The following is a 21,432-nucleotide window of genomic DNA, read 5'->3' as shown; positions in this document are numbered from 1 at the left end:
CGACACCCGCAGGTCGGCGCCCATACCCAGTACGCGGCGAGAATCACAACTGTCCACCAGAGGCTCACCGCGGTATCCCTTACCGGCGCCCGGTGCCGAGATGCCGCGTTCCAGGCTCACCCCGAACGCATCCTCGGTACGGTCGAGCGACTCCGGGATGCCGAGGCTGTCCGACCCGAGTTCGTGTTCCAACTCGCTGTCGCGCATCGCGTGCGGCGAGGTCCACAGTGCCGCTCGGCCACGAGATCCCGGAAGCCCGCGGCCGTAGGCAGCGGTCGACGTCAGTGATAGAGGGCGTCGATGCTGTCGGCGAGGTTCTCGACGACTATCTTGCGGCGCAGTTTCATACTCGGTGTGAGATCACCGGCCTCGACGGACAGTTCGTGGTCGATGATGTCGAATTTCTTGATCTGTTCCCAGCGATTGAGTTGGGCGTTCAGGTGGTCGACGTAGGCGGCGATCACGTCGTGGGTCTTCTCGTGCCGCGCGATTTCGGCGAGCGGTTTGTCTGCCAGACCGTGTTTGCCAGCCCATTCGGTGACGCTCTGGGCGTCGAGGCCGACCAGCGCGACGCAATAGGGTCGTGTCTCGCCGTAAACGATGAATTCCGATGCGTAGGGACATATTCCCTTGAACGTGGCGGCAATCGCGGAGGGCGCGACGTACTTGCCCTGCGAGGTCTTGAACAAGTCCTTCTTGCGGTCGGTGATGTGCAGGAATCCTTCCGGGTCGATCTCGCCGATGTCGCCGGTGCGGAACCAGCCGTCCACGTCCAGAGCCTCGGCGGTGGCATCGGGGCGGTCGTGATAGCCACTCATCACGCCCGGACTTCTGAGCAGGATTTCGCCGTCCTCGGCGATCTCGACCTCGGTGCCGGGGAACGGCTTGCCGACGGTTCCGAACCGGTATGCACCGGGGCGGTTGATGAACGAGGCGGCGGCGGTCTCGGTCAGGCCGTAGCCTTCGAGCACGATGATGCCGATCGCGTCGAACCACTGCGCGACATCGCGGTCTAAGGGGGCCGCTGCCGAAACGAAGTACCGCAGCCGACCACCGAAGCGTTCACGAACTTTGGAAAGCACCAGCCTGTCGGCGATTTCGTGCTGCAAGGACACCAGCAACGACGGTTGCTTGCCGGTCTGCCTGGCACGCGAGACCTTCAGGCCGACCCCGACCGCCCAGTCGAAGAGCTTCTTCTTGATCCCGCCTTCTTCGGCCATGATGCCCTCGATACGGGCATGCGCCTTTTCGAAGATGCGCGGGGCGGCCGCCACGATGGTGGGGTGCAGTATCGCCATGTTGTCCACGATCTTGTCCACCCGGCCGTCGATCGCCGTGGGAAAGCCGATCAGCGGTGACAATGCCAGCATCACCTTGCCGAACGCGTGGGACAGCGGCAGCCACAGAAAGTTCAGGTCGTCTGGGCTGAGAACGTTCAGGGCTTCGATCGCTGCGGCGCTGTAGGTCCATGCGGAATGCGGCAGCCGAACCCCCTTCGGGGTGCCGGTCGTGCCGGAGGTGTACATGATGCTGCCTAGATGCTCGGGCCGGATGCCGCGGACGCGGTCGGCGATCGCGTCGGGGAATTCGGCGAGCAGTCCGCGTCCGCGCTCTTCGAGGTCGTCGAGTGCGATCACCCAGTTCCCGTCGCCCTGGCCATCGAAGATCACCACCTGCTGCACGTCGGGCAAATCGGCGCGATGCTCGATCAACTTGTCGACCTGGTCCTGATTCTCGGCAACCACGATGCGGCTGCCCGAGTTGGCGATGATGAACGCGACGCCGGGGGCGTTGGTGGTGGGGTACACGGTGGTGGTGGCCGCACCGGCGCACATTACGGCGAAGTCGGCGAGCACCCATTCGTACCGCGTCGACGACACGAGCGCGACCCGGTCTTCGGCCTGGATTCCCAGTGCTATCAGCCCGGCTGCGAGGATGTCGACGCGATCACCGAACTGCTTCCAGGACACGCTGGTCCAGCCCTCGCCGTCAGGGATTCGGAACGCCTCCGCGTCTGGAGTCGCGGCGATGCGGTCGACCAGCATCTGGGCAACCGAGGGTGCCCGGTGCTCGATCTTGCCGAGATCGGGAGGTTCCTCGGATTCCCGGAGGAACGTCATCATTTGATCCTACGAACCCCCGGTCGATCGCTGGGGTTTTCGGACGAGAAAGATGGGCGCGAAGACTCGTCGCGGGGTCGCCGGCCTGGTTGCGCGCCAGCGTGAATAGCGCCTCGCCTCCAACGTGAAGTGCAGGCTGAGGACCGCGTCGAGCCGTAGAGGGTGGCTCGCGGATCGTCGATCCGGTCGGCACGGATCCCGTGGGGTGCGTCGTCTACGTGGCGGTAGATCCGGTCGACGAGGCGTTCGATCTCGGTGTGCTCGCGGCTCATCGTCATCATCGCCTCCTGGGTCGCGCAGTTAGTCGACCAGCACCGGATACAGCTGCGACTCCTCGGCATATTCGTGCGGCAGTATGTGCTCGACGAGAAGATCGAGTCCGCGGCGGACTGCCGCATCGGTGCTCGGGCCGGGGCTAGGGTACAGCGCATCGGCCTCTTGTCGAACCGAGGCGCGTACGGTCTGCAGGCGGTCGTGCTCCCACGCGAAGCGAGCGATCAGGGGGTCGATCCAGCAGTGCGGCGCCACGATGAATCCGCAGGGCCTGCAACCGCATGAGCACCCCGAAGGCGGCGGCGATCATCGCCGCCAGCGACGGGCCGAGGCGCACGGCCGAACAGCGCATTCCTGTAGCCGGTGATTCCTCGCCTGGCACCCGAGGATGGGGACGAAGGGCCTCGCCATAAGGGTCTTCGTGATCGGTTGCCTTCGGCCGGGACCGAGGAGGCTTAGTAGGTACGGATACCGCCGAGCATTTCGCCCTTCCGGCTCGCGAGATCGAACGCAGGCTGCTCGGCATATAGAGGTCTTAGAAGAGGCATGACGTACTACGGCGAAGACGGCAGCAGGTAATGGGCGCACGCGAAACCCACATGTCGCAGTCGGATCTGTTCTCGTGGAACATGGAGCGAGATCCGGCCCTGCGTTCGACCATCGTCTCGGTTCTGATCCTCGATACCGATCCGGACTGGGATCGTTTGGTGGAGACCATCGATCGCGGCACCCGCCTGGTGCCGCGGTTGCGGCATCGGCTGGTCACCGCGCCGTTCGGCCTCGCCCCGCCCAGGTGGGCGCTCGATCCGGGCTTCGACCTGTCCTGGCACTTGCGACGCGCCGCGCTGCCGGAACCGGCGACCATGTCCGCGGTACTCGAATTCGCGCGCACCGAGGCGATGACCGCCTTCGATCCGGCTCGTCCACTGTGGCGCTCGACGTTGCTCAGCGGCTTATCAGATGGAGGATGCGCGCTGGTGATGACAGTGCACCACAGCCTCACCGATGGTATCGGCGGCATTCAGATCGCCACCGCGCTGCTCGATCTCGATCGTGCGGGCACCGATCGCGGCCATCCGCCCGAGCCGCTGTACGACCATAACGGCGCGCTGCGCGATATCGTGGCATGGAACTGGTCGGTCGGCTCGGATCTCCTCCGCGGCAGTATCCGGGCAACGCCGCACACCGCGTGGCGAGCTGCCACTCATCCCGCGCGGGCGGTACGTGAGGGCGCCGCGCTCGCGACCTCGCTGGTCCGCCTGGCCAAGCCTGTTACCGCGACGCTGTCGCCGGTGATGATCGAACGCAGTCTCGGTCGCCGACTGGCGGTGTTGGATGCACCCGTCGAACAAATGCGTGGCGCCGCGCGGGCTGTGGGCTGCACGATGAACGATGCATTCCTGACCGCGGTGATCATCGGACTGCGCAAATATCACGAGCGGCACGGGGCGAAGGTCGACCATTTGCGGCTGACCATGCCGATCAGTCTTCGGACGGCTGATGATCCGCTCGGCGGCAACCGGATCACACTCGCTCGTTTCGCGTTGCCGGTCGATCTCGCCGAGACCGAAGACTTGATGCGCGCCGTGGACGCCACGGTCGACGGTTGGCGCCGTGAGCCGGCCGTACCGCTGTCCGGTGCTGTCGCCGCGGCGTTCAATCGGCTGCCGGTCGGCGTGGTCACCGAGATGCTCAAGCATGTCGACTTTGTCGCCTCCAACGTCCCGGGTTCCCCGGTGCCCCTCTTTATCGCCGGGGCGTGCATCGATCGTATGTACGCGTTCGGCCCCACCATCGGCACGGCCGTCAACGTGACATTGACCTCGCACACTGGAACCTGCTACGTCGCGATCAACGCGGACACCGCCGCGATCCCCGACCTCGCGACCCTGACCGAATGCCTCGCCGAAGGCTTCGCTACCGTGCTCCGCCTCGGCGGCGAGCGTGCACCACAAACCGCCGCCGATGCCATCGTCGAAGCATCTCGATCGACATCGGTCTGATCGGTTCCCGAGGGATCAGACAACGCGGCGTGCCGAGCCAGCCGACCGAATCTCCTGGGTACCGACGAAAGACCCTGGGGCATAAGAAATCCGGGCCCGATAACGTAGCGGTGCGAAGAGTCACCGGCCTACCGCGCAGCGACCCCGGGCAGCAGCCTGTAGACCGAGGACGGCCGCGAGGGCGGCGGAGGGCGGCGCGAGTAGTGACCTTCGGCCCTCGTCGCACCGGCATCCGCTTACAAGACTCGACATCGTAGGAATACTGCGATCAGCAGGAGGCCTCATGAAGCCTGGCGACACCGTGGTGATCGACCGCGCAGGACTGGACCGCCTCGTGGATGTGCTGCACGAGGCGCGGTATCGAGTGATCGGTCCGCAGGAACGTGACGGTGCGATCGTGCTGGACGATCTTGCGTCCGGAGCACAGTTGCCCGCAGGGTGGAGCGTGGATACCGAGCCCGGACGGTATCGGCTGCGGCGCCGCGATGATGCGGCTGTGTTCGCGCATTCGGCCGGGCCCGGCTCGTGGAAGCAGTTCCTGCATCCGCCACACCGCAAGGTGTGGGAGACGGGGCCTGACCTGAATGTGCAACGCGCCGAAGACTCCGCGCAACGGTTCGCGTTCCTCGGCGTACGTGGGTGTGATCTCGCCGCGATCGCGATCCTGAGCCGCGTACTCGGCGGTGGAGCCTATCCCGACACCGGATACACCGGTCGCCGCGCGGGCCTATTCGTGGTCGCGGTGAACTGCACCGAGCCCGGCGGGGTGTGCTTCTGCGTCTCGATGGGCACAGGGCCCGGCGTCTCCAAAGGATATGATCTCGCGCTCACCGAAACGATCGACGACGCCGGACACCGGTTCCTGGTCGACATCGGCAGCGAGGCCGGAGCAGATGTGCTCGCACACCTCACCACGCGTCCCGCCGAAACCACTGACGTCACCACCGCCCGCACGGCGGTCGACGCCGCTGCCGGACGGATGGGACGGTCGATGCCGAACGCCGACCTGCCCACCGTGCTTCGTGAATCCCACGAGTCGCCGCAGTGGCAGGACGTGGCATCTCGGTGCCTCACCTGTGGCAACTGCACGATGGTATGTCCCACCTGTTTCTGCACCTCCACCGAGGACGTCACCGATCTGACCGGCGAGCACGCCGAACGCTGGGAACGCTGGGTGTCCTGCTTCGAACTGGATTACTCCTACCAGCACGGCGGCAGCGTCCGGAAGTCCGGCGAGAGCCGATACCGGCAGTGGCTCACCCACAAACTCGGCACCTGGCACGACCAATTCGGCAGCTCCGGCTGCGTCGGCTGCGGACGCTGCATCGCCTGGTGCCCGGCCGGGATCGACATCACCGCCGAAATGGCGGCGCTCGCCGAAGGGGGTGCCAGTGACCACGGTTGACGAACTGGCACAGTTCGCACAGCTGGCGTCACTGACCGACACCGAACTCGCCGTACTCGCCGCCGCCGGTCGCGACGTCACCTACCCCGCCGGGCGGCAGCTGATCACCGAGGGACAACCGGCCGACCGGTGCTGGCTGATCCGCCACGGCCGGGTCGGGCTAGACGCACATGTCCCGGGCCGCGGCGATATCGTCGTCCAAACCCTGGGCAGTGGAGACCTGCTGGGCTGGTCGTGGCTGGTGCCGCCATACCGGTGGCAATTCAGCGCACACACAGTCGAATCGGTACTCGCGATCGAATTCGATTCCGCTCGACTGACCGAACTCGCCGACCTGGACCCGGTATTCGGCCGCGCACTGAACCGCATGCTGCTCGAGACTGTGCTGGAACGCCTGCAAGCCACCCGGGCGCGGCTGCTCGATCTGTACCGCAATCCCGGCGATACCTCCACGCCCTGGCCACTGAGCGGCACCGGCGACAGAGGAAGCAGGCGATGAGCCAGCACGGCGCCGCTACGAGCGCCACGATCGCGCGGGGTACACCGGCACCGGGCGACACCATGCTGCCCTACCGGGTCCTCGACCGTATCCCGCAGAACCGTGACACCGTGACTCTCCTGCTCGAACCGGTTCACCAGGCGGCGCAACGGTTTCGGGCGGGGCAGTTCATGATGCTCTACAGCTTCGGCATCGGCGAGATCGCGATATCGATCAGCGGCAGCCCCGCCGCCGACGACGATATTCTCGAGCACACGGTCCGGGCCGTGGGGGCGGTCAGCAAGGCCCTGCACGACACTGCGGTCGGCGGGTTGATCGGCGTACGTGGACCGTTCGGCACAGGCTGGGATCCGGAATCCGCGTCCGGGCGCGATCTGGTCATCGTCGGTGGCGGTGTCGGGTTGGCGCCGCTGCGATCGGTCGTCCTGGCGGCGATCACCGCCCGCGACCGCTATCGCCGGGTCGTGTTGATCACCGGCGCCCGCACTCCCACCGACATCCTGTTCCGCGGCGACCAAGACCATTGGGCCGCAACCGGTTCCGTCGAGCTGCTGCAGACAGTCGATCATCCCGCGCCCGGCTGGACCGGCCCGGTCGGCTTCGTCACCGAACCGCTGAGCAAACTGAGGCTGGATCCTGATCGCACGACGGCGTTTCTGTGCGGTCCCGAACCGATGATGCGGTTCTGCGCGCAAACCTTGCTGCGCAAGGGACTCGCCGCCACCGATATCCGGGTTGCGCTGGAACGCAACATGCAGTGCGGGACCGCTCGCTGCGGGCACTGCCAGCTGGGACCACTGCTGCTGTGCAGGGACGGCCCGGTCGTCGATTACGCGACGGCCCAACCGCTGCTATCCATCCGGGAGCTGTGATGAACACTTCCCAGACGAAGACCCCGACCTTGGCGGTGTGGAAATTCACCTCCTGCGATGGCTGCCAGCTCACCCTGCTCGACTGCGAGGACGAACTGCTGAGCCTCGCCGGACGCCTGCGCATCGTGCATTTCACCGAGGCGACCAGCACCGTCGAACCCGGACCCTACGACGTATCGCTGGTCGAAGGATCGATTACCACACCGGAGGAACAGCGCCGCATCACCGAGATCCGGGCGCAATCACGGATTCTCGTCACCATCGGTGCCTGCGCAACACACGGCGGCATCCAGGCACTGCGCAACTTCGCCGACGTCACCGAGTTCACCTCCGTGGTGTATGCCAGCCCGCAATACATTTCGACACTCGCCACCTCGACACCGATCTCGGCGCACGTGCCGGTGGATTTCGAGCTGCGCGGCTGCCCGATCGACCGTCGCCAACTGCTGGACACGCTGTGCGCCTTCCTCGCCGGACGCAAACCCGACCTGCCGAACACCAGCGTCTGCACCGAATGCAAGCGCCGCGGCACCACATGTGTGACCGTCGCACACGGCATTCCGTGCCTCGGCCCGGTCACCCAGGCCGGGTGTGGTGCGCTGTGCCCGGCATATCACCGCGGCTGCTACGGCTGCTTCGGCCCGATGGCGACTCCGAATATCCGTGCGCTGCTACCGATTCTCAGTGTCAATGGCATGTCGACCGACGATATCGACCGAGTGTTCCACACTGTCGCGGCGGCCGCCCCGGCCTTCGCGGACAGGAACCCCGATGAGTCATCGCAGTAGGCAGTTGCGGGTCAGCTCGCTCGCCCGCGTGGAGGGCGAAGGCGCGCTGCGCATCGTTGTTTCCGACGGTGCCGTCAAGCGGGCCGAACTGAACATCTACGAGCCGCCCCGCTTCTTCGAGGCGTTCCTGCGCGGTCGCGCCTACACCGAACCGCCCGACATCACCGCTCGCATCTGCGGCATCTGCCCGGTCGCCTACCAGACCAGCGCTTGCAACGCCATCGAGCAGCTGTGCGGCGTCGAGCTCGACCCGCCCCTTGCGCGGCTGCGCCGACTGCTGTACTGCGGCGAGTGGATCTCCAGCCATTCCCTACACATCTACCTGCTGCACCTACCCGATTTCCTGGGCTATCCCGATGCCATCACCCTCGCCGCCGATCACCGTGAGCTCGTCGAACAGGGCCTGGCGGTGAAAAAGGCCGGCAACGCTGTGCTCGAACTGATCGGCGGCCGATCCATCCATCCGATCAACGTGCGAGTCGGCGGCTTCTACTCCGTTCCGTCCCCCACCGACTTCGCGCCACTGGCCGAACAGTTGCGCCGTGCACTGGATTACGCCGTGCACACCGCACGCTGGGCTGGTGGCCTCGAATTTCCGGACGTGGAGCTGAACCACGACCTGCTCGCCGTCTCGGACCCACACCGGTATGCGATCGAATCCGGAGATATCCACAGCAGTACCGGACTGGCATTCTCCACAGCCGAATTCCCCGACCACATCGCCGAAGATCAGGTTCCGCACTCGACCGCCCTGCACGCGACCCTCGATGGCCGCCGCTACCTCACCGGACCGCTGGCCCGGTACACGCTCAACTCCACCCTGCTGTCGCCGATGGCCAGTCAGGTTGCCACCGAGATCGGACTGGGCAGTGAATGCCGCAACCCGTTCCGTAGCATCCTGGTTCGCGCCGTCGAGGTCGTCTATGCCATCGACGAGGCGCTACGACTGATCCAAGACTACGAAACACCCTCGCGCGCAGCGGTTCACGTCACTCCTCGGGCGGGTACCGGCCACGGTGTGAGTGAAGCACCACGGGGTCTGCTATATCACCGCTACGACGTCGACGCCGATGGAATCATCGGCTCCGCCGACATAGTTCCGCCCACCTCGCAGAACCAGGCCGCCATCGAAGACGACCTGCGGCGAGTCGTCACAGATCACCTCGACCTCGACGACGCGGCGCTCACCGCACTGTGCGAACGCACCATCCGAAACTACGACCCATGCATCTCGTGCTCGGCACACTTCCTCACACTCGACGTGGTGCGCCGGTGACCATGCCGCAGGCCGTCGTCATCGGCGTCGGCAACGAGTATCGCAGCGACGATGGCATCGGCCCCTGGGTGGCCCGAGACATCGAAAAGCTCAGGCTGCCAGGGGTTCTCGTCACCATATGCGACGGCGAACCGACCGGGCTGCTCGACGCGTGGGCCGGAGCCGACCTCGCCGTCGTGGTGGACGCAGTGCTGTGCGAGCCCTGCACACCGGGCCGGGTCTGGCGCACCACCGTCGATGCCCTGCGCGGCGTCACCACTGCCACCAGTTCCCACGCCCTCGGCATCCCAGATGCCCTGCCGCTGGGCCAGGTACTCGGACGAGTCCCCCGCGAACTCGTCGTGATCGCGGTGGAAGCGGCATGCCTCGACCTCGGCGTGGGGCTGTCCGAACCCGTCGCGGCCGCACGCCCGCACGTGGTGCAGGCGGTGCTGGCGGAACTGTCGCGCGTCCGGATTCCAACCGGCGTTCGGTCCTTCGATTTGCGCTGACAACAACCATCCACTGTCCTCCGACCGCCCGTGTCGGGACCACGCAACCGGCCGCCTGACCGGCGAACATTCACGGGCAACGCACCCCGATTCATCGGGGCATCGGTAGCGCGTGCCCGGTTGTCCGCAATGCCGCCTTCCCCGCGTGTCGATAACCGCCGATCCTCGTCGCTCCGACAAGGATGGGCCGTGGCGATAAAGGAGACCGGTCCGAAGAGCGGCTCCCCCGGTCGCCCCGGTTCGGCGGGTTCTGCGATTCACACGTGTTCGATGCGAGGACGGAGGATCGAGGGTGGGCCGACAATCCGAGCGGCAACTGCTCGTCGGCAAGGGATGGATCCAGGCGTGCGCACTCGTCGCGGTGTTCGGATTCTTCGTGATGGGACTGCTCGCCTTCCGCACCTACGAGGGCGGGCCGCCGATCCCGGAGCGGGTGCAGAGCCCCACCGGTGAGGTGTTGTTCACTGCCGACGACATCAAGCACGGCCAGCAGATCTTCCTGGCGGCCGGGCTGATGCAATACGGCTCGATCCTCGGGCACGGGGCATGGCTGGGACCCGACTACACCGCCGACTACCTGCGTCGCGCCGCCGATATCGCCCGCGAGGGCGCCTTCGGCGCGCAGGACGATGCGAGAGTGATCGCGGACTTCCAGGCCAACCGCTACGACAAGACCACCGGGGTGCTGGAGTACAGCGCCGCACAGACCCGGGCATTCGATCAGCTGGTCGGCCACTACGGCGAACTGTTCGGCCGCACCGACACGAAGATCGGTCTGCGGCCCGAGGTCGTGACCGATCCGAAGCACATCCACGACATGACCGCGTTCTTCTCCTGGACGGCCTGGATGTCGGCGGCACATCGGCCCGGAGTGGACTACTCCTACACCAACTCCTGGCCGTCCGAACCGCGAGTTGGAAACCAACCGACCGCGAATGTGGTTGTGTGGAGTGTTGTTTCGCTGATCGCGTTGCTGGGTGGCATCGGTGTACTGTTCGCGGCATTCGGGCGCTGGGGTGACCGGATCGGCTGGAAGGGCCGCGAGGCCGCGACACTGTCTTTCCATGAGCCAGGCGAGATCGCCCTGACACCCGGGCAGCGTTCCACCCGTTGGTATTTCGCGGTGATGGTGGTGCTGTTCGGTGCGCAGGCGTTGCTGGGTGCGGCATCCGAACATTACCGTGCGAACGTCACCGACTTCTTCGGGCTCGATCTCGCGAAAGTGCTGCCCTACAACCTGACCCGCACCTGGCATCTGCAGCTGGCCCTGTTCTGGGTGGTGGCGGCCTTCCTGGCCGCGGGAATCTTCCTGGCGCCGTTGATCGCCCGGCGCGAACCGCGCGGACAGGGCAAACTGTCCTACGTCCTGCTAGGCGCGGTCGCGGTCGTGGTGTTCGGCAGTCTGATCGGTGAGGCGCTGAGCATCCATGGCAAGGTGTCGTTCGGGAACTTCTTCGCCAGCCAGCAGTTCACCTTCCTGGATCTGGCCCGGTTCTGGCAGATACTGCTCGTGGTCGGCCTGGCGGTGTGGGTGGTGATCCTGTGGCGTGGGTTACGCGGGCGGCTCGTCAACGAATCCCTGGGCAATATGCCGTGGTTGTTCTTCCTTGCCGCGCTTGCCATTCCGGCGGTCTACGCCGTCGGCTTGCTGGCGCGGCCCGGTGACAACTTCACCCATACCGAGTTCTGGCGGTTCTGGGTGGTGCACCTGTGGGTGGAGGATTTCCTGGAGCTGTTCACCACGGTGATGGTCGCCTACATGTTCGTGCTGCTCGGGGTGGTGCGCGAACGGGTCGGCGTACTGGTCATCTATCTCGACATCATCCTGTACTCGGCTGGCGGTGTGATCGGCACCATGCACCACATGTACTTCAACGGAACTCCGGTGGAGCACATGGCACTCGGCGCGGTCTTCTCCGCCCTCGAGGTGGTGCCGCTGACCTTCCTCACCATCGAAGCGTGGAGCTTCCTGCAACTGGGGTCCCGGCAAGAGGCACGCTCGGCCACCGCATTCCCGCACCGGTGGGCAGTGATGTTCCTGGTCGCCGTCGGCTTCTGGAACTTCCTGGGCGCGGGCGTCTTCGGCTTTCTGATCAACCTGCCGATCGTGTCCTATTACGAGATCGGCACCACGCTCACCGCCAATCACTCACACGCCGCGATGATGGGCGTGTACGGGATGCTCGCCTGCGCGTTCGCGCTGTTCTGTGTGCGGTACATGATCCCGGCGGACAAATGGCCGGACCGACTGGCGAAGATCTCGTTCTGGTCGCTCAACATCGGGCTGGCGTGGATGGTGTTCGCGACCATGCTGCCGATCGGCATCCTGCAGCTGTACAAGGCCGTCGACAGCGGCTACTTCGAGGCCCGCGAACTGACTTATCTGCAAAACCACGCCAATTCGGTGCTGGAATGGTTACGCATGCCTGGCGACATCGTATTCATCCTCGGCGGCATCGCACCCTTGGTTTGGATCATGTGGCTGGCCGTCAAATACCGCGGACGCGGGGGCACGGCCCCCGCCGAGGAAGCGGTCGCGGCGTCGACCTCGGAGATTCCCGCGGCAGAGCTGGCCGAGGTGAGCGGGGAATGAGCCTCGGACCTGCCGTGGAGACCATCCTGATGGGTGGTTACGCGATCGCCCTCACCGTCGGCGCGTTCGGACTGGATCTGCTTGCGCGCCATGTCCATCGGCGCGCGGACCGGCATCGCACCGCCGGGTTCCGGTACCTGCCCGAGCACGACTGTTGGGTGTGCCCAGCGAACCAGCAGCTGTGGCCGCACACTGTCGACGACCAGGCCCGGCTGATCCGCTACCGCGGCCGTCCGGCGGTGTGCAATGCGTGCCCCGAGAAATACGATTGCACCACCTCGTCATCAGGCCGAGAGATCACGAAAGCCGTTGATCCGTGGCCTCATTCGGAGGCCGGACGGTTCCACCGCGGGATCGCCCTGGTCCTTGTGGTGCTCGCCGCGTTGTTCGTTGTGATCGCCGCGGTCCGGCATCCCGGTGATCTGCCGGTGCTGATTCCGGTCGCGGTGCTGTGGGCGGGCGCGGGCTGGGTGCTCACCGGCCACTTCCGCCACACCCCGGCCGAGTTCCCAGCAACGGTTGCCGACATCGAGAGGAGTCCTTGGTGACCACCGCCGTCATCGTCGCCGGTACCGCCATCGCGCTCGCCATCGCTGCATCGACGATCCGGATACTGCGGGAATACGAACGCGCCGTGGTGTTTCGGCTCGGCCGCCTGCGCCCGCTGCGCGGTCCGGGTCTGGTGGGACTGATCCCGTTCATCGACCGCATGGTGCGCGTGGATCTGCGCACCGTCGCCCTCACCATCCCGCCGCAGGAAGCGATCACCCGCGACAATGTGCCCGTCCGTGTGAATGCCGTTGCCTACTTCCGGGTGATCGACCCGGTGCGCAGCGTCGTGGAGGTGGAGAACCACGCCGTCGCCACATCCCAGATCGCACAAACCACACTGCGTTCGGTCCTGGGCCGCGAGGACCTCGACACCCTGCTGTCCGAACGCGATCAGCTCAACACCAACCTGCAGAAGATCATCGACGAGCAGACCGAGCCGTGGGGTGTGAAGGTCGGCCTCGTCGAAATCAAGGACGTCGAGATCCCGGAGGCCATGCAGCGCGCCATCGCCCGTCAGGCCGAGGCCGAACGCGAACGCCGCGCCCGTGTCATCCACTCCCGCGGCGAAGTCCAGGCCGCCGAAAACACCCGCGAGGCTGCCCAGATCCTCTCGGGCACCCCCGGCGCCCTGCAACTCCGCTACCTCCAAGCCCTCGGCGAACTCGGCCCCGAGGGCCGCTCCACTGTCGTGTTCCCCATGCCGATAGACCTCGCCGAACCGCTGACCCGCCTCCTCGGGCAATGAGCTCCGCTGATGACGAGAAACCAAAGCACCTTCGACTCTCTGCTTTCGGGGCTACCGACTGTCGTTGCCGTAGAGGCGGGGCCGTGCCGATTTCCGCTCCACTCGAAAGGTCCATCCGGGCGGGAGCTGCTCGATGTGGCCTCGGCATTCGATTTCGATCGGCGATAGCTCACCCGGCTCGGACCGCACTTGCACGCCGTCGCCGCTGATCCGGATGGTCAGCCGGTGGCCACGGTAGCTGATCGGGAACTCCAGCGAACCAAGGGATTCCGGCCAGTGTGGCGTGAATATCAAACGACCGCTGCGGATTTCCAGCCCGGTCAGGCACCGCTGCACCAGATCGATACTGCCCGCCATCGCACCCAGGTGGATACCTTCGGCGGTCGTTCCACCCTGGATGTCCCCGATATCGGATTCCAGGACACTGACGAAGAACTCCATGGCGCGGTCACGGTTGGCACGGGCCAGCACCCAGGTATGCACGACGCTGCTCAAGGTCGACCCGTGTGAGGTGCGGGCCAGGTAATAGTCGATGGTGCGTGGGATCATCTCCCCGGGCAGGTCGTATCCGAGTCGTTGCAGCAGTTCCCGGAGTTCGTCGGAGGACAGCAGATAGAACAGCATCAGGACGTCGGCCTGCTTCGCGGCCTGGTACCGGTTGACGTCGTCGCCCTCGGCCTCGAGGATCCGGTCCAGCCGACGGATGTCACCGTAGCGCTCCCGGTAGCGGTCCCAATCCAGTTCGGCCAGTTGGTCGTAGCCTTCGAATTGGCTGATGACACCGTCGTGGAACGGCACATACATGCGGCGGCTGACCTCGGCCCAGTGCGCCGGCTCCGAGGCTGCGACGCCGAGGGTCTCCATCAGTTCGGCGCGATCACGCGGCGCGAGCAGCTCCAATGCGTCGAGCGCCCGCAGAATCACCCATACCGCCATGACGTTGGTGTAGGCGTTGTCGTCTATCCCGTCGTGCGGAGTTGCCGGATAGCCGGAGTGGAATTCGTCCGGGCCGATCACGCCACGAATGCGGTAGCGGTCGCGCTCGGCGTCGTAGGTGGCGATACTCGCCCAGAACCGGGCGATCTCCACCAGCATTTCGGTGCCGTATTCGGTGAGGAATTCGCGGTCGCCGGTCGCCTGATAGTAGTGCCAGACGTTGTAGGCGATCGCGATGCCGATGTGGCGGGCCCGTTGGCTTGGGTCGGGGTTCCAACGTCCGGACCGGGGGTTGAGATGCAGCTGCTGGCTTTCCTCACGGCCGTCGCTGCCGGACTGCCACGGGAACATCGCACCTGCCCAACCGTTTTCAGTCGCGGCGCGGCGTGCTTCGGCCAATCGCCGGTAGCGGTAGCGCAACAGCGATCGGGTCAGGGCAGGAAAGCGCAGATTCAATACCGGGAATACGAACAGCTCATCCCAGAAAACATGTCCGCGATACGCCTCCCCGTGCAGGCCTCGCGCCGGGACACCCACGTCGAGGTCGGCGGTGTTGGGTGAGAGTGTCTGCAGCAGATGCAGCAGATGCAGACGCAGTATGCGCATCGCGTTCTCGCGGTCTTGGAGATCGATACGCAACCTGTCCCACAGGTGTTCCCATGCCGCGGCATGCCTGCGGAGCAGATCCGTGAACCCGGGCTGGCAGCTCAGCCAGCGGGCGGCTTCCTCTTCCGGAGTGGAGGTTGCGTGGTCGCGCCCGGTGAAGACGGTGACGACCTTCTCCAGGATCACCGCTGCTCCGGCGGTCATCTGCACGTCGATATCGTGTCCGATCATGCCGTCCTGGTCGAGGAGTTGTCCTGTGCCGGTGATCGTTTCCCCGTCCCGCAGAATTCTGTTGCGGGCCGCCATCGCCATCGGAATCCGGGATCGGCTGGTCTGCACGACGAGCAGCACCGAATCCGTGGACAGTTTCCTAGCCCGCACCGCAGTGAGATGGTCACCGGACAGGGCCCGATAGCGTCCCACCAACGAGTTCTGTACGGCGCCGTCGAGCGCCGAGCGGATCACCAGCCGTCCTGACCAGTTCTCGGCGACGATCGTCGTCTCCAAGGCGCATACGTGCGGCCGGTGCATTGCGGCGAACCGCCGCTGGGTGACTTCCGTGATCCGGTCCGCGGTGTCGCGGAATCGGAACCGGCGGGTGAGCACCGCTCGGCGAAGATCGAGTTCCTGCCGGTAGGACAGCAATTCGGCGGTGTCGATGTCGAACCATTCGCCGTCCTCGATCCGGAACGATACCGGCAGCCAGTTCGGCAGGTTCACCAAGCTCTCGTTGTCGACCGTGCGCCCCGAGAGCTTGTCGCTGCGACGGTCGTAGATTCCAGCCACGTAAGTGCCGGGATAGTGGTGCTCACCGGCCCGCGACTCGGGTGCGGCACCGCGCGTGGCGATATAGCCGTTGCCCACCGTGCACAATGCTTCGCGCAATTTCTCGGTGTGCGGGTCGTACCCGTCGAAGACGAGTGCCCAGGCATCAGGTGCCTCCGAATCGGTTTTGCGGCCCAGCGCCCTCGCCATACGGTCGAGGAGTTCGCGGACTCGACCGGGACCGTCCACCCCGAATCGTGCCGCCGTGCGTCGGTCCCCGTCCTCGCTGTGACGCACCACGATTGCGATGCCGTGCGAGGCGACGGCATCGAACCCGTCCTCGTCGGTGAGATCGTCGCCGAGGTAGATCGGCAGTTCCGGGCCCGGCAGATGGTCCAGGATCCAGTCCAGGGCCCGGCCCTTGTCCCAGTCCACATCCGGGCGCAACTCGCTGACCTTGCGGCCGTTCGTCACTCGCAGCCCGCCCTGCTGCGCGACCGCGTGCACCGCACCGATCGCTCGGGCGACGACCTCGGGCGCGGCGTTGCGATAGTGCATCGCGACGGCGAATCGCTTGTGCTCCACCCGAACTCCGGGAACATCGCCGACCCGGCGGCCGAGTTCCGTTGCCGCGGCAGCGATCGCCTTTTCCGCGGACGGGGCTGCATCGTGTACGTGATAGCTGCCATCGGGAGCGACCAGTTCGAAGCCGTGACTTCCCGCATACCAGATTCCCGGCAACCCCACCCGCTTTCGCATATCAGTCAGATCGCGGCCGCTGACGATCGCCACCGGGCATACGCCGGCGAGTGCGGTGATCGCCGCGGCGGCTCCGTCGACCAGGGCGGCGGTATCCGGGTCCGGAACGATCTCGGCGACCGTACCGTCGAAATCCATCAGTACGGCCACGTTCTCGGTATCGAGCAGAGCGGAGATCCGGGGCCAGGACTCCAGCGCACCCGCCACCTCCGACATACGCCGGAATCCGGCACGCACGCGAACCTCGGCCAGATCGGTGACCACCACATCAGCGCCATGAGAACGCAACTGATCGGCATGCCCGGTCCGGTCGATACCGATCACCAAGGCGAACCCGCCGCGGCGACCGGCGGTGACTCCCGCTTCGGCGTCCTCGACGACGACGGTCCGGCTCGGATCCGCACCCAGCCGGCGCGCCGCCTCGACCAGCATCGCCGGATCGGGTTTGCCGGCCAGCCGCAGCTCTTCGGCGACGATCCCATCGACGCGCACCGCGAACAGATCCCCCACACCGGCGGCCTCGAGCACTTGGGCACAGTGACAGCTGGCCGAGAAGATCGCCGTACCGAACCCCGCATCACGCAACTCACGCACGAGCGCGACCGTGGACTCGAAAACCGGGACTCCGTCGCGGGCCAGCCGATCCTGAAACAAATGATCCTTCCTCCTGCCCAGACCGCAGATGGTGGCGGCATTCTCCGGATCGGACGGATCACCCCAGGGCAGCAAAATCCCGCGTGACGCAAGGAAATCCACCACCCCGCCGTAGCGCGGTTTGCCGTCCACGAAACGCTGGTAATCCGCGTCGGTGAACGATGATCGGTCCTGCCCCGGCCCGGCGGGGAATTCGGCGAGAAACGCGTCGAACAGTTCGGTCCACGCGGCGGCATGCATCGACGCGCTGTCGGTGACTACCCCGTCCATATCGAAGATCACCGCGTCGTGCTTGCGTATGTCGATCACCGGCGCGGCCTGTCCGCTTGCTCTCACCTCTTCAGACTGGGGCGATCGGTCCCCTTGATCAAGGGCCGGAAGTCCCGGCGGGCGACCGCTTGTGATCGCGGCGGGCTGGCGCACCGTCATCGCCCGGATGCCCGAACCGACCGCCGCATCCAGCTGGTTTCCGGAATGCGCCGCACGCAGACGGCGCATTCTTGCGCGAGTTCACTCCTCGTCCACCGGGACGGGCCGCTGCGCGTGCCCGGCGCCATTGCGGCATCAGCCGCGACAGCGATGACGCCCGTCGAACGCATTGCACACCGGATCAGCATCCGAGTTGGTATCGACGCCGTGGCTGCAGGGATCGACACCGGCATTAGGAAGTCGTTGCGGCGGAATGGAGCGGACTCCATCGGCGGAACGCACCCGAAGCCGTCACGAGCCGCCACCACGCCAACCGCTCGGCGAGCTCGGGCAACCAACTCGCAGGCGCATTGCAGAGATCGTGGCGCGCGCGGGCAGCGGCGGCGTGCAGAACGTCGGCGGAAACCGCGGGAAAGTCGCGTCGGAGGTGCTCGATCGCATCGGCGACAACGACGTCGGGCGTAGCTCTATCCGATCTCACCGATGTCATCTCGTACCCTCTTGCCGACTCGTTCGTGGATGACTTTGTCGACCGACAGTATTTGCTCCATCGTGGCGGGGGCAGGGCCACTGGTCCCGCTGTGGTGGGCCGATGGGCACTACGACCCGGGGTTGGCTGGGAGAGGCCGAAAGACCTGGTCGCTGGACCTAATTCCCCTATTCGGCGACCAGGTACGCGACAGAGAGTGGGAGCACAAGCTGTCCGATCGAAGGAGCCGTCATGGACTGGCCCACCGCGACTGTCATTGTCGCCATCGTCATCGCGTTGATGATCATCGTGACCACCTATCTGTCCGCCAAGAAGTCATAGCCACTGAACAAGGACAAGGCAATGGCCCAAACGCATCCCGATCCCGAGACAGTGCGATCCGCGCTAGCGCTGGCCGTGCGCGCGCCGTCGATACACAACACCCAGCCGTGGCAGTGGCGCGTCGGCGACCGCACGGTGCACCTATACGCCGACGAGAGTCGACAGCTGACACTGACCGATCCGGACCGGCGCGATCTGCTGCTCAGCTGCGGGGCGGCACTGCATCACTTCCGGGTGGCGGCGCGCTCGTTCGGTTGGCACGCCGTGGTGCATCGGTTCCCGAATCCGGCCGAGCCGCAACACCTCGCATCCATCGAATTCACCACGACTATCCCCGCCGCCGACGTCATCACGGTGGCCAGGGCAATAACCCGTCGCCGTACCGATCGGCGACGCGTCACCTCATGGGAGGTCCCGCCCACACATACCAGCCACATCATCGAGGCGGGGGCCGCGGAGGGCGCGCTGGTCCATGAGATCGCCGGCGGTGGCACCCGGACGCGGCTGGTGCAGGCCTTCCACGAGGCCGCTCGCCTGCATCGCGACGACGCGAGGTACCAGACCGAACTCGCGCTGTGGAGCGGGCGCCATGTCACGCCGGAAGGCGTACCCGCCCGCAGCGCTGTCGCCGCGACGGATCCACTGACCCGCGAATTCCGCAGTCCCGAGCTGACCGAGGCGGTGACCCACGATCTCGATGACCGCGGCGTGCTGCTGTTGGTGCACACCACCGCCGACGATCCACTGTCCCGGTTGCGCGCGGGCGAGGCCACCAGCGCGGTGCTGTTGGCCGCCACCACCTTCGGTTTGGCCACCTGCCCGCTCACCGAACCGCTGGAACTGCCGGGCACTCGCGACCTGGTGCGCACCGATGTCCTGTCCGACAGCGGTTTCCCACAGTTGATCGTTCGAATCGGCTGGGCCTCGACCAGTGCCGCGCAGGTACCACTCACCCCGCGACGCCCACTCGATGACGTGGTGCGCCCGCTGTAGGCGGGCCCGATCGACGAGGTACCAATGCCACCAACCATTCGAACCGCAGGGTTGACCAAGCGCTATGGCAAAAAATCGGCGCTGGTGGACCTGAACCTCGAAGTCCCGGCCGGAGTCGTCTTCGGCTACCTGGGACCCAACGGCGCGGGTAAGACCACCACCATCCGGATATTGGCGGGTCTGCTGCGACCGACGCGTGGAACGGCCGCGATCTGCGGTGCGGACACCGCACGGAACCGGGCCGCGGCACAACGCCGGATCGGCTATCTCCCTGGCGAATTCGTCGCCTACCCGGATCTCACGGGCGAGCAGTATCTGAGCTATCTCGCGAACCTGCGCGGCGGGGTCGACCTCAAGGTGCGTGTCCGGCTCGCCGAACGCCTCGGATTGGATACCTCGACGCGGATCGGTGCGATGTCGCACGGCAACCGGCAGAAGGTCGGGATCGTGCAGGCGTTCATGGCCGAACCCGAACTACTCGTCCTCGACGAACCGACCGCGGGCCTGGATCCGCTGGTCCAGCACGAATTCCATACGCTGCTGCGCGAGGTCAGAGACGAAGGACGCACGGTCTTCCTGTCCTCGCATATGCTCTCGGAGGTCCAGGAAGTGGCCGATACCGTCGGCATCCTGCGACAAGGGCGGCTGGTGGAGGTGCGCTCGATCGCCGAACTCACCGCACGGCCGCTGCGTCGGCTGGATCTCATATTCGCGGGCACGCCGCCGGATCTGGATGTATTGCGCCACATCGATGGAGTGCGGGCGGTGCACGCCAACACCAAGGCGGTACACGTCGAACTCGAAGGGTCGACCGCACGATTACTACAGGCGGTCGCACCGTATGAGGTCACCGACATCATCAGTCGCGAACCTGATCTCGAAGAGGTCTTCCTCGCCTACTACGGACAGGATTGAGTCACCATGCTGGGTACGGTGTTCACGAAGTGCCTGCGCGATCAGCGGCGCGCACTGCTCGGCTGGAGCATCGGCATCGTCGCGCTGGTGGTACTGGAATCGGCTATCTGGCCATCGTTTTCGAATATGTCCGGTGTGCAGGAGTTCTTGAAGAACTACCCGGAGCCAATGCGCAAACTGTTCAACCTCGACCAATTCTTCACCGGCGCCGGATTTCTGAACGGCGAACTGTTCAGCATGCTGCTGCCGATCCTGTTCCTGGTGTTCGCCATCGGGCGCGGTGCGCGTGGCGTCGCCGGTGAAGAAGAACGTGGGACGCTGGAAGTGCTTCTGGTGAACGGGGTTTCACCGATTCGGTTGGCGCTCGAACAGGCAGCCGTGGTGATCGCGTCGGTGGGAACGCTCGCCACCGTGCTGTTCGGTTCGATCGTGGTGTCCTCGGCGATCTTCGGTCTCGGTGTGTCGATCGGCGCCGCCGCCACCGGGGCGCTGTCGATGGCGCTGCTCGGCATCGAGTTCGGTTTGATCGCCGCCGCGGTCGGCGCGGCGACAGGTCGGCGGATCATGGCATCGGTCGCCGCGGCGGTGCTCGCGGTCGCGGCCTATGTGCTGTACATGACGAGCAAGCTGGTCGCGGCGGTACAACCGTACGGACCGTGGTCACCGTTCCATCAGGCGATCGAGGGCGGCCCGCTCGGCGCCGGTCTGCCGTCGGCGTACATGTGGCTCGCGCTCGGAGGAATCGCGTGCCTGCTGGTCGCGTTGCCGATCTTCGATCGCCGCGATATCTCCAGCGCGTAAGCACCCTACCCGGCCGGACGCCGGGTAGGGGTGTGTGCCGCAGCAGCCGCACTACCAAGGGCCAAGGGCCGTCGCTGGTAGACCCCGGATCGTGCGGTCCCGGTTCCGGGACCGGCGGCGCAATTCTCAGGGGCCAACGGCTGCGC

General features: G+C 65.8%; 17 protein-coding genes. 13 read left to right on the top strand and 4 right to left on the bottom strand.

Annotated elements, in window-relative coordinates; genetic code table 11:
* Positions 1–281: 281 nt before the first annotated feature.
* On the bottom strand, positions 282–2,120 hold the full coding sequence (locus ACQPZ2_RS22375; RefSeq protein WP_433527493.1) for an AMP-dependent synthetase/ligase: 1,839 nt from the start codon (positions 2,118–2,120) through the stop codon (positions 282–284).
* Positions 2,121–2,420: 300 nt separating this feature from the next.
* Positions 2,421–2,648: a hypothetical protein gene (locus ACQPZ2_RS22370; RefSeq protein ID WP_433520227.1), complete on the bottom strand. Its 228-nt coding sequence runs from the start codon at positions 2,646–2,648 to the stop codon at positions 2,421–2,423.
* A 323-nt stretch (positions 2,649–2,971) separates the two neighbouring features.
* On the opposite strand from ACQPZ2_RS22370, the gene ACQPZ2_RS22365 reads away from it, so the two are divergent.
* The 10 genes from ACQPZ2_RS22365 (at position 2,972) to ACQPZ2_RS22320 (ending at position 13,617) form a co-directional block, all read left to right on the top strand.
* Positions 2,972–4,396: a wax ester/triacylglycerol synthase domain-containing protein gene (locus ACQPZ2_RS22365; RefSeq protein ID WP_433520226.1), complete on the top strand. Its 1,425-nt coding sequence runs from the start codon at positions 2,972–2,974 to the stop codon at positions 4,394–4,396.
* Between the two features lie 283 nt (positions 4,397–4,679).
* The gene (locus ACQPZ2_RS22360) at positions 4,680–5,801 is read left to right on the top strand and encodes a 4Fe-4S dicluster domain-containing protein (protein WP_433520225.1); all 1,122 of its coding nucleotides are present in this window, start codon (positions 4,680–4,682) and stop codon (positions 5,799–5,801) included.
* Positions 5,788–6,300 carry a Crp/Fnr family transcriptional regulator gene (locus ACQPZ2_RS22355; protein WP_433520224.1) on the top strand — a complete coding sequence of 171 codons (513 nt, stop codon included), beginning with the start codon at positions 5,788–5,790 and terminating at the stop codon, positions 6,298–6,300. Before ACQPZ2_RS22360 ends, ACQPZ2_RS22355 begins: the two co-directional genes overlap by 14 nt.
* Positions 6,297–7,172, top strand: a complete 876-nt coding sequence (locus ACQPZ2_RS22350; protein ID WP_433520223.1) for an FAD/NAD(P)-binding protein — start codon at positions 6,297–6,299, stop codon at positions 7,170–7,172. Before ACQPZ2_RS22355 ends, ACQPZ2_RS22350 begins: the two co-directional genes overlap by 4 nt.
* The gene (locus ACQPZ2_RS22345; protein ID WP_433520222.1) at positions 7,172–7,960 is read left to right on the top strand and encodes an oxidoreductase; all 789 of its coding nucleotides are present in this window, start codon (positions 7,172–7,174) and stop codon (positions 7,958–7,960) included. Before ACQPZ2_RS22350 ends, ACQPZ2_RS22345 begins: the two co-directional genes overlap by 1 nt.
* A complete protein-coding gene (locus tag ACQPZ2_RS22340; RefSeq protein ID WP_433520221.1) occupies positions 7,944–9,236 on the top strand; it encodes a Ni/Fe hydrogenase subunit alpha in 1,293 nt (430 codons plus the stop codon). Before ACQPZ2_RS22345 ends, ACQPZ2_RS22340 begins: the two co-directional genes overlap by 17 nt.
* Before the next feature lie 2 nt (positions 9,237–9,238).
* Positions 9,239–9,727, top strand: coding sequence for a hydrogenase maturation protease (locus ACQPZ2_RS22335; RefSeq protein ID WP_433527492.1), 489 nt, complete (start codon positions 9,239–9,241; stop codon positions 9,725–9,727).
* 292 nt (positions 9,728–10,019) lie between these two features.
* The gene (locus ACQPZ2_RS22330; RefSeq protein WP_433520220.1) at positions 10,020–12,320 is read left to right on the top strand and encodes a nitric-oxide reductase large subunit; all 2,301 of its coding nucleotides are present in this window, start codon (positions 10,020–10,022) and stop codon (positions 12,318–12,320) included.
* Positions 12,317–12,868: a hypothetical protein gene (locus tag ACQPZ2_RS22325; RefSeq protein ID WP_433520219.1), complete on the top strand. Its 552-nt coding sequence runs from the start codon at positions 12,317–12,319 to the stop codon at positions 12,866–12,868. The genes ACQPZ2_RS22330 and ACQPZ2_RS22325 overlap by 4 nt, the downstream gene beginning before the upstream one ends.
* Complete coding sequence (locus tag ACQPZ2_RS22320; RefSeq protein ID WP_433520218.1) at positions 12,865–13,617, top strand: slipin family protein; 753 nt, start codon at positions 12,865–12,867, stop codon at positions 13,615–13,617. Before ACQPZ2_RS22325 ends, ACQPZ2_RS22320 begins: the two co-directional genes overlap by 4 nt.
* Before the next feature lie 51 nt (positions 13,618–13,668).
* On the opposite strand, the gene otsB is transcribed toward ACQPZ2_RS22320, so the two are convergent.
* Both otsB and ACQPZ2_RS22310 read right to left on the bottom strand, forming a co-directional pair.
* Complete coding sequence (gene otsB, locus ACQPZ2_RS22315; protein ID WP_433520217.1) at positions 13,669–17,673, bottom strand: trehalose-phosphatase; 4,005 nt, start codon at positions 17,671–17,673, stop codon at positions 13,669–13,671.
* Between the two features lie 325 nt (positions 17,674–17,998).
* Positions 17,999–18,256: a hypothetical protein gene (locus ACQPZ2_RS22310; protein WP_433520216.1), complete on the bottom strand. Its 258-nt coding sequence runs from the start codon at positions 18,254–18,256 to the stop codon at positions 17,999–18,001.
* Positions 18,257–18,598: 342 nt separating this feature from the next.
* Here ACQPZ2_RS22310 and ACQPZ2_RS22305 point away from each other — a divergent pair, with 342 nt between their 5' ends.
* From ACQPZ2_RS22305 to ACQPZ2_RS22295, 3 genes are read left to right on the top strand one after another with little or no spacing between them, the layout of a single operon-like run.
* The gene (locus tag ACQPZ2_RS22305; RefSeq protein WP_433520215.1) at positions 18,599–19,570 is read left to right on the top strand and encodes an Acg family FMN-binding oxidoreductase; all 972 of its coding nucleotides are present in this window, start codon (positions 18,599–18,601) and stop codon (positions 19,568–19,570) included.
* Positions 19,571–19,594: 24 nt separating this feature from the next.
* Positions 19,595–20,485 (top strand): ABC transporter ATP-binding protein, encoded by an 891-nt coding sequence (locus ACQPZ2_RS22300; protein ID WP_433520214.1) that lies wholly within the window; start codon positions 19,595–19,597, stop codon positions 20,483–20,485.
* A 6-nt stretch (positions 20,486–20,491) separates the two neighbouring features.
* On the top strand, positions 20,492–21,286 hold the full coding sequence (locus tag ACQPZ2_RS22295; protein WP_433520213.1) for an ABC transporter permease subunit: 795 nt from the start codon (positions 20,492–20,494) through the stop codon (positions 21,284–21,286).
* The last annotated feature ends 146 nt before the right edge of the window (positions 21,287–21,432 follow it).

Source organism: Nocardia pseudovaccinii, assembly GCF_050942345.1.
Lineage (GTDB): Bacteria > Actinomycetota > Actinomycetes > Mycobacteriales > Mycobacteriaceae > Nocardia > Nocardia pseudovaccinii.
This window is presented reverse-complemented; position numbering and strand designations above follow the sequence as displayed.

Excerpts from the sequence above, each read along its gene's own strand:
- ACQPZ2_RS22375 (WP_433527493.1), bottom strand. The coding sequence starts at position 2,120 with ATGACGTTCCTCCGGGAATCCGAGGAACCTCCCGATCTCGGCAAGATC.
- ACQPZ2_RS22365 (WP_433520226.1), top strand. The coding sequence starts at position 2,972 with ATGGGCGCACGCGAAACCCACATGTCGCAGTCGGATCTGTTCTCGTGG.
- ACQPZ2_RS22360 (WP_433520225.1), top strand. The coding sequence starts at position 4,680 with ATGAAGCCTGGCGACACCGTGGTGATCGACCGCGCAGGACTGGACCGC.
- ACQPZ2_RS22350 (WP_433520223.1), top strand. The coding sequence starts at position 6,297 with ATGAGCCAGCACGGCGCCGCTACGAGCGCCACGATCGCGCGGGGTACA.
- ACQPZ2_RS22345 (WP_433520222.1), top strand. The coding sequence starts at position 7,172 with ATGAACACTTCCCAGACGAAGACCCCGACCTTGGCGGTGTGGAAATTC.
- ACQPZ2_RS22340 (WP_433520221.1), top strand. The coding sequence starts at position 7,944 with ATGAGTCATCGCAGTAGGCAGTTGCGGGTCAGCTCGCTCGCCCGCGTG.
- ACQPZ2_RS22335 (WP_433527492.1), top strand. The coding sequence starts at position 9,239 with ATGCCGCAGGCCGTCGTCATCGGCGTCGGCAACGAGTATCGCAGCGAC.
- ACQPZ2_RS22325 (WP_433520219.1), top strand. The coding sequence starts at position 12,317 with ATGAGCCTCGGACCTGCCGTGGAGACCATCCTGATGGGTGGTTACGCG.
- ACQPZ2_RS22310 (WP_433520216.1), bottom strand. The coding sequence starts at position 18,256 with ATGACATCGGTGAGATCGGATAGAGCTACGCCCGACGTCGTTGTCGCC.
- ACQPZ2_RS22305 (WP_433520215.1), top strand. The coding sequence starts at position 18,599 with ATGGCCCAAACGCATCCCGATCCCGAGACAGTGCGATCCGCGCTAGCG.
- ACQPZ2_RS22300 (WP_433520214.1), top strand. The coding sequence starts at position 19,595 with ATGCCACCAACCATTCGAACCGCAGGGTTGACCAAGCGCTATGGCAAA.
- ACQPZ2_RS22295 (WP_433520213.1), top strand. The coding sequence starts at position 20,492 with ATGCTGGGTACGGTGTTCACGAAGTGCCTGCGCGATCAGCGGCGCGCA.